Consider the following 7,103-nt stretch of genomic DNA (forward strand, 5'->3'; position numbering starts at 1 on the left):
TTTACAAACGTTCGACAGCATGAAGCATTTCAAACAAGAACTAGAAGATTATATTTATTATTACAATCACCAACGAATTAAGGTGAAATTAAAAGGCATGAGCCCGGTTGATTACCGGGTTCATGCCTTCAAGGTTGCCTAACTAAATAAAGTGTCTAACTTTTTGGGTTCACTTCATGATGCAGCGTTTTTTTCATTCCTCCAATGCGGCTTCTTCCACTACAGGATAATGTTTCAGGAAGTAGATGAGCGACTGAAGCTCCACGGCCAGGTCAATGTGGTGAACCCTTATGGATGGAGGCACAGTCAGCCGTGCAGGTGTGAAATTCAATATTCCTTTTATATCAGCTTTGACTAGACGATCGGTTATCGTCTGGGCTACCTGTGCTGGCACTGTCAATATAGCCGCAGTAATATTATTTTCCTGCAATAATGTATCGATTTGATCCATATGATAGACGGGCACATCAGCTATTCGCTTGCCGACCTTTTCTTCAGAAACCTCGAAAGCCATTTCAATTTTTGTATTATTATTTTTCATGAAATTGTAATTTAAAAAAGCGGTTCCTAAATTTCCTACCCCGATTAAAGCGACTTTGGTCAATTCGTCTTGATCTAGTGTTTTTCTAAAGAAGGATAATAAGTAATTGACATTGTAGCCGTAGCCTTTTTTCCCAAGAGCGCCAAAGTAGGAAAAATCACGGCGAATTGTGGCAGAATCCACTTTTACAGCTTCACTTAACTCTGCCGAGGAAACTCTTTGTTTGCCTGAGGAATGTAAGTTCTTTAAAAATCGATAATACAATGGCAACCTTTTGGCTGTCGCCTGCGGTATCTTTGGGTCATGGTTCATTGTTCTTCCCCGCTTTCACACATGCTTTTCAACTTAATCTCTATCTGTTTGCTTTACTTGCCTTTTATAATCGCTACTGGACACTCCGCCTGTTTTCTCCACTAAGAATGTAGGCCCGATCACCATTCCCTTATCAATGGCCTTACACATGTCATAAACAGTCAAGGCAGTCACGGATGCAGCTGTTAACGCTTCCATTTCCACACCTGTACTCCCTTTTGTCTTAGCTTCCGTTTCAATCGTAAGCCTATATCCTTGTTCTTCTTTTTCCCAATCAAAGGCTATATTGACCCCTTGCAGAGCAATGGGATGGCACATCGGAATTATATTGGATGTATTCTTGCTGGCCATTATTCCTGCAACTTGCGCAACAGCCAGTACATCACCTTTTTTCATTTTATGGTTCGTGACCAATTCATATATTTCATCATTCAATAAAATGCTCGATTGAGCTACTGCCGTCCGGGTTGTTTCAGGCTTAGCACTCACATCGACCATTTTGGCCCTGCCCTGTTCATTAAAATGCGTTAAGTCTCCCATTTAAGTAACCCCTCCTAAATCATACACTATTATTCCACTTTATGTAACAGCTTTTGTTTAAGCTTGGAACCAAGCTGTTGCCGATAATAACTAAAATACGTTACACTAACAATAATCAATTGAGGTGAAATCTATGATTTTATTACAAATCAATCAACTATCGAAATATTATGGAGCTGAACTTATTTTATCAAATATGAAGCTCGAAGTTCAAAATAAAGATCGAATTGCACTTGTCGGCCGAAATGGTGCCGGTAAATCCACTCTGCTTAAAATCATAGCCGGGCAGCTTTCCCATGATGGCGGTGAGATAATCAAACCAAAAGGCGTCACCATCGGCTATATGGCCCAGGATACGGGATTGGAATCCGAACTGACCATTTGGGATGAGATGCTGACTGTATTCACCGACCTTATAGAGCAAGAAAAGGACCTGCGTCGCCTTGAGGCTGATATGGCCAGACCTGACATCTTTGAAAACGAAACAATTTACCAAAAAGTGCTGAATGAATACGACACTTTGATGGTGGCATTCAAAGAGAAGGGCGGCTATCAATATGAGGCGGATATCCGTTCCGTATTGCATGGACTTCAGTTTGCTGACTTTGACTATTCTACCCCCATTTCCACTTTAAGCGGCGGACAAAAAACAAGGCTTGCATTAGGGAAACTGCTTTTAAGGAAACCGGACATATTGATTCTGGATGAGCCGACGAACCATCTGGATATCGAAACCCTCTCTTGGCTTGAACAATATTTACAAAGCTACCAGGGAGCTGTCCTTATTGTTTCACATGACCGTTATTTTTTAGATAAAGTAGTAAACCTCGTATATGAGATTTCCCGGAATAACATGAAAAAATACCATGGTAATTATAGTTCTTACCTAGAGGGAAAAGCGGAAGATTATGAGCGGGACATGAAACTGTTCGTGAAGCAACAAGGGGAAATTGAAAAGCTTCGCGACTTTGTCCAACGTAATATCACCAGGGCTTCCACCACGAAAAGAGCACAAAGCAGACGCAAACAGCTCGAAAAGATGGATGTATTGGACAAGCCGCAAGGTGATGAAAAATCCGCGAATTTTTCTTTCCAGATTGAAAAGCAAAGCGGAAATGAAGTACTTCAACTTCAGGACTTGGCTATTGGATACGAAGGGGAAACGGTATCAAAGAATATAAATTCCCGGATGACTAAAGGGGAAAGCATAGCACTTGTTGGCCCAAATGGAGTTGGAAAATCAACTTTATTGAAAACGATCATTTCGAAGCTGCCTGCACTTTCTGGTGGTTTCCGTTTTGGAACGAACGTAGAAGTCAGCTACTACGATCAAGAACAGGCTAACCTTGTTTCCAATAAACGCGTACTCAATGAATTATGGGACGACTATCCCCTTAAACCGGAAAAGGACATTCGCACCGTACTCGGTAATTTTTTATTTAGCGGTGATGATGTTTTGAAAACCGTTTCCACACTAAGCGGGGGCGAAAAGGCACGGCTTGCCCTTGCCAAAATGATGATGCAAAAAGGGAATTTTTTAATTCTTGATGAACCAACGAACCATTTGGACCTCGATAGTAAATTGGTGCTTGAAAACGCCTTGATCGATTATCCGGGAACTATTCTTTTCGTTTCACATGACCGTTATTTCATAAATCGGATAGCAACGAAAGTGATAGAGCTCTCCAAAGACGGCAACGAAGAATTCCTCGGTGATTATGATTACTATCTTGAGAAGAAACAGGAGCAGGCGGAAATCCAAGCACTTGAACAGCAGGAACAGGCTAAAACTTTAGATGCAGCTGTAGAAAAAACAAATTACAAAATTGATAAAGAAGCAAAAAAAGCTGAACGCCAGCGAAAGCGGCGCATTGAGGAAATCGAGGCAGCCATGGAGCTTCTTGAGATCGAAATAAACGAATATAATGATCTCCTTTGTGATCCAGATGTTTTTCAGGACCATGAAAAAGTAATGGAGGTCCAAACAAAGCTTGATCATGCCCAGGAATGTTTGGACCAGCTTCTTGAAGAATGGACTGAACTGGAGGAATGACAAAAGACCGAGTTAATTGACTCGGTCTTTTTCTTCTCCAATTAAAACGTTGCTTTGAAAGTTATCCACAAAATTGTTAACAAACCACTTACCGCTCACTAGCCATTAATTTAAGTTATGCACATTATCCACAGAAACATATCCACTTATCCACAAAAACCCCACTTTATACACATGCAGTATGATCATCAAAAAAACTTTATCCACAGAATATTCTATTTTTTTATAAACACGATAAAAAAGACAGGATGCCAGTGAGGGATCCTGTCTTCTCATCAATTAAAATGCTTCAATGTCCAATCCAGGATTTCCGTTCAAATCCCAACCAGATCGTTTCCCCTTTTCAAACATGACACTTCCAGCAGCACCGATCATGGCGGCATTGTCCGTACAAAGATATAGGGGCGGAATGGATATATCCATAGGTAAATCCTTAAAAGCTTCCGTTAATGCTTCCCTAAGGCCTTTATTTGCCGCAACTCCTCCAGCAAGCAATACCTGCTTCACATTATATTCCTTTGCAGCCTTTACAGCTTTCATAACAAGCACTTCTATCACGCTAGCTTGGAAACTTGCAGCTAAATCTTTAGGTTCAATTTTTTCACCGCGCTGTTCAGCGTTATGCAAAGTGTTGATTACCGCTGATTTCAGCCCGCTGAAAGAAAAGTCATAGCTGCCATCCAACCATGCCCGAGGCAGTTTCAAAGTTGGTGAACCTTCTTGTGCCAGCCTATCGATATGAGGGCCTCCAGGATAAGGGAGCCCCAAGGTTCGGGCCACTTTATCATACGCCTCACCTGCTGCATCATCCCGCGTTTCCCCTATCACCTTGAAAGTACCCGGTTCTTCTAAAAGGACCAATTCCGTATGGCCTCCCGAAACGACTAAAGAAAGCGCAGGATATTCGATCTCCTGAATAAGACGATTTGCATAGATATGACCTGCGATATGATGAGTTCCGACAATCGGTAATCCATGCGCGAAAGCTACAGCCTTCGCCGCATTCACACCTATTAATAGTGCCCCTACCAGTCCGGGACCTTCTGTAACGGCAATGGCATCCAAGTCTTCATATGTCACACCGGCTTGCACCAATGCTTCTTCGAGAACGATCGTAATTTGTTCTACATGATGACGGGAAGCTATTTCCGGGACGACACCGCCAAAACGTTTATGGCTTTCGATTTGTGAAGCCACGACATTACTCAGTATCTCCGTTCCATTTTTTATGACAGCTGCCGCAGTTTCATCGCAGCTCGTTTCAATTCCTAATATAAATTGATCTTTTTTCATGAAAAATTCACCCACATAACATAAGCATCTTCTTGATTGTCCGTATAATAATTTTTTCGGATTCCACCCTTTTGAAAACCAAGTTTTTCATAAAGCGAAATGGCTATTGCATTACTGACCCGTACCTCAAGCGTCATCCTGACCACACCCATCGAAATGGAGATTTCAATCATCTTCCTGAGCAAAGCTTCCCCAAGCTTTTGCCCTCGGTATTCTGGCAATATCGCTATATTGGTAATGTGCGATTCATCAATGACGATCCATGCACCGCAATAACCGGCAATTTTCCCTTCATCTTCTATCACCATGTATACAGCATATTGATTATGATTCAGTTCATTAAAAAAAGCTTCCCGGCTCCAAGGCAAAGTGAAGGACTGCTTTTCAACAATTAGCACTTGGTCGATATCTTCCGTATTCATCTTTCGGAACGTCAATGTTTTACTCATAATAATCGGTCGCTTTCCTTGTTTATTTCCCCTGCTGTTCAAGCCACTTAGCTTCTGCTTCAGCCATGCGGATATAATTCGGTACAAACTGGTGAACATCGACCTCAGTCTTATCAAGACCAAGGAAGGCCAGTTCGCTTGGTCTTGAGTTATATGACTGTACCGGAGCAAATACAGCTAATTCACCTAATGCTTCCGTAATTGCATCCCGGTGGATGTCCACATCTTGACCAACGAATAAAACGGGACGATTTAATTCCTTCAATTGATTCGCCCACTCAGAGGATAAAATATTACAATCTTCAATGACTGTCTTTAAAGAGTTATTTTCCATTTCATATAATCCAGTATAAATCTGCCCTCTTCTTGCATCGAACAACGGAGAGATCAACCCGTTAAAATAACGTCCATTAGCTGCTAAAACCTCTAAGCTGGAAACACCCGATAACGGAATCTGAAGTGTCCAGGCCAAGCTTTTTGCAATCGTCACTCCAATCCTGACGCCTGTATAGGATCCTGGGCCTTGAGCGACCACTATCTTAGTCAAATCCTTCGGTTTAGTATCACAATCCCTCAGCAGTGTTTCAATTGCTGGCATAACCCGCACCGAATGATTTTTCTTTAGGTTCGTCGTATACTCACCAATTACTTGACTCCCGTTTACCAGGGAAACCCCTAATGTGAAATTCGATGTATCTATAGCTAAAACCTTCATCAAATAATCTCCTTACATAACTTTACATATCGTTCGCCTTTGGCTTCCAGAACAAAACGCCGGCTTGTATCGCTCAGGCGATAAATATAAATGGTCAAGATTTCCTCCGGAAGGTGATCCTTTATTAAATGGGCCCATTCAACGACAGTCACACCATCACCATCAAAATATTCTTCAAAGCCTAAATCTTCTTCCGATTCACTTACCCGATATACATCCATATGATATAAAGGCAATCGTCCCATGTATTCCTTTATTATCGTAAAGGTAGGGCTATTCACCATTCTGGTAACACCTAATCCTTTAGCCAATCCTTTTGTGAATGCCGTCTTCCCTGCACCCAAATCACCTTCTAAAGCCAGCACATCGCCGCTTGAAAGCCTTTGTGCCAATTCCTGCGCAAATCGCGCTGTTTCTTCCTCATTCTGAGAAATCCATTCAACCTGTTGCATATATCAATCACCTTTATCATTATTAGGAAAACGTCCTAAAGTTCATGTCGAGAACCATAAACGCAATATTATGGAACAAAAACCATTCTATATGTAGTTTACCTTGTTTCAAAAGAAGAAACAAATAAGTTAAGGACATAATTATTTGAATTTCGGATAAAACAAAAAAACGAAACCTGGGTTTCGTTTTGTTCATGATTGCGGGGACAGGATTTGAACCTGCGACCTTCGGGTTATGAGCCCGACGAGCTACCGGACTGCTCCACCCCGCGACGGTATAAATGCTTCTTTTATAAAAATAGTATTCCCGATTACTCAAAAAGAATACAAAGATTATAGCTTGGCGACGTCCTACTCTCACAGGGGGAACCCCCCAACTACCATCGGCGCTGAAGAGCTTAACTGCCGTGTTCGGAATGGGAACGGGTGTGACCTCTTCGCTATCGTCACCAAACATTTAATCCTTTTTTGCACATTTACTATCATAACATGTATGAAATCAAAATGCAAGAAGAAATTTTCATTCCTTCAAAACTAGATAATAAGAAGGTATTTCATTTTTTAAAAAGCGTTGGTTAAGTCCTCGATCTATTAGTATCAGTCAGCTCCACATGTCGCCATGCTTCCACCTCTGACCTATCAACCTGATCATCTTTCAGGGATCTTACTAGCTTGCGCCATGGGAAATCTCATCTTGAGGGGGGCTTCATGCTTAGATGCTTTCAGCACTTATCCCGTCCGCACGTAG

Annotated in this window: 8 protein-coding genes, 1 tRNA gene and 2 rRNA genes; 2 read left to right on the forward strand and 9 right to left on the reverse strand. The window is 41.7% G+C overall.

Features of this window, described 5'->3' with window-relative positions:
• The coding region (locus N0M92_RS28555; RefSeq protein WP_260285602.1) for an IS3 family transposase at positions 1-142 on the forward strand (142 nt) is incomplete at its 5' end.
• Positions 143-193: 51 nt separating this feature from the next.
• Here the strand turns inward: N0M92_RS28555 and N0M92_RS28560 are convergent.
• Together N0M92_RS28560 and moaC are read right to left on the reverse strand one after the other, a co-directional pair.
• The gene (locus N0M92_RS28560) at positions 194-853 is read right to left on the reverse strand and encodes a redox-sensing transcriptional repressor Rex (protein ID WP_260288947.1); all 660 of its coding nucleotides are present in this window, start codon (positions 851-853) and stop codon (positions 194-196) included.
• A gap of 33 nt (positions 854-886) precedes the next feature.
• Positions 887-1,393 carry a cyclic pyranopterin monophosphate synthase MoaC gene (moaC, locus tag N0M92_RS28565; protein ID WP_192207541.1) on the reverse strand — a complete coding sequence of 169 codons (507 nt, stop codon included), beginning with the start codon at positions 1,391-1,393 and terminating at the stop codon, positions 887-889.
• A 133-nt stretch (positions 1,394-1,526) separates the two neighbouring features.
• On the opposite strand from moaC, the gene N0M92_RS28570 reads away from it, so the two are divergent.
• Positions 1,527-3,446: an ABC transporter ATP-binding protein gene (locus N0M92_RS28570; protein ID WP_260288948.1), complete on the forward strand. Its 1,920-nt coding sequence runs from the start codon at positions 1,527-1,529 to the stop codon at positions 3,444-3,446.
• A 279-nt stretch (positions 3,447-3,725) separates the two neighbouring features.
• Here N0M92_RS28570 and tsaD read toward each other — a convergent pair whose 3' ends face one another.
• From tsaD to N0M92_RS28605, 7 genes are all read right to left on the reverse strand, one after another.
• Positions 3,726-4,739, reverse strand: a complete 1,014-nt coding sequence (gene tsaD, locus N0M92_RS28575) for a tRNA (adenosine(37)-N6)-threonylcarbamoyltransferase complex transferase subunit TsaD (RefSeq protein WP_260288949.1) — start codon at positions 4,737-4,739, stop codon at positions 3,726-3,728.
• Entirely contained in the window at positions 4,736-5,188 is a 453-nt protein-coding gene (gene rimI, locus N0M92_RS28580) for a ribosomal protein S18-alanine N-acetyltransferase (RefSeq protein WP_260288950.1), read from the reverse strand. The genes tsaD and rimI overlap by 4 nt, the downstream gene beginning before the upstream one ends.
• 22 nt (positions 5,189-5,210) lie before the next feature.
• The gene (gene tsaB, locus N0M92_RS28585) at positions 5,211-5,903 is read right to left on the reverse strand and encodes a tRNA (adenosine(37)-N6)-threonylcarbamoyltransferase complex dimerization subunit type 1 TsaB (protein WP_260288951.1); all 693 of its coding nucleotides are present in this window, start codon (positions 5,901-5,903) and stop codon (positions 5,211-5,213) included.
• Entirely contained in the window at positions 5,903-6,355 is a 453-nt protein-coding gene (gene tsaE, locus N0M92_RS28590) for a tRNA (adenosine(37)-N6)-threonylcarbamoyltransferase complex ATPase subunit type 1 TsaE (protein ID WP_260288952.1), read from the reverse strand. Before tsaE ends, tsaB begins: the two co-directional genes overlap by 1 nt.
• A gap of 198 nt (positions 6,356-6,553) precedes the next feature.
• Positions 6,554-6,627 (reverse strand) — tRNA-Met (locus N0M92_RS28595).
• A 66-nt stretch (positions 6,628-6,693) separates the two neighbouring features.
• Positions 6,694-6,809 (reverse strand): 5S ribosomal RNA (gene rrf / locus N0M92_RS28600).
• Between the two features lie 117 nt (positions 6,810-6,926).
• Positions 6,927-7,103, reverse strand: a 23S ribosomal RNA gene (locus tag N0M92_RS28605); the annotation flags it as partial.

Origin of the sequence: Peribacillus aracenensis, from assembly GCF_025175645.1 — a bacterium.
In the GTDB taxonomy this organism is placed as follows: Bacteria; Bacillota; Bacilli; order Bacillales; family DSM-1321; genus Peribacillus; species Peribacillus aracenensis.

Excerpts from the sequence above, each read along its gene's own strand:
- moaC (WP_192207541.1), bottom strand. The coding sequence starts at position 1,393 with ATGGGAGACTTAACGCATTTTAATGAACAGGGCAGGGCCAAAATGGTC.
- tsaB (WP_260288951.1), bottom strand. The coding sequence starts at position 5,903 with ATGAAGGTTTTAGCTATAGATACATCGAATTTCACATTAGGGGTTTCC.
- N0M92_RS28560 (WP_260288947.1), bottom strand. The coding sequence starts at position 853 with ATGAACCATGACCCAAAGATACCGCAGGCGACAGCCAAAAGGTTGCCA.
- tsaD (WP_260288949.1), bottom strand. The coding sequence starts at position 4,739 with ATGAAAAAAGATCAATTTATATTAGGAATTGAAACGAGCTGCGATGAA.
- rimI (WP_260288950.1), bottom strand. The coding sequence starts at position 5,188 with ATGAGTAAAACATTGACGTTCCGAAAGATGAATACGGAAGATATCGAC.
- tsaE (WP_260288952.1), bottom strand. The coding sequence starts at position 6,355 with ATGCAACAGGTTGAATGGATTTCTCAGAATGAGGAAGAAACAGCGCGA.
- N0M92_RS28570 (WP_260288948.1), top strand. The coding sequence starts at position 1,527 with ATGATTTTATTACAAATCAATCAACTATCGAAATATTATGGAGCTGAA.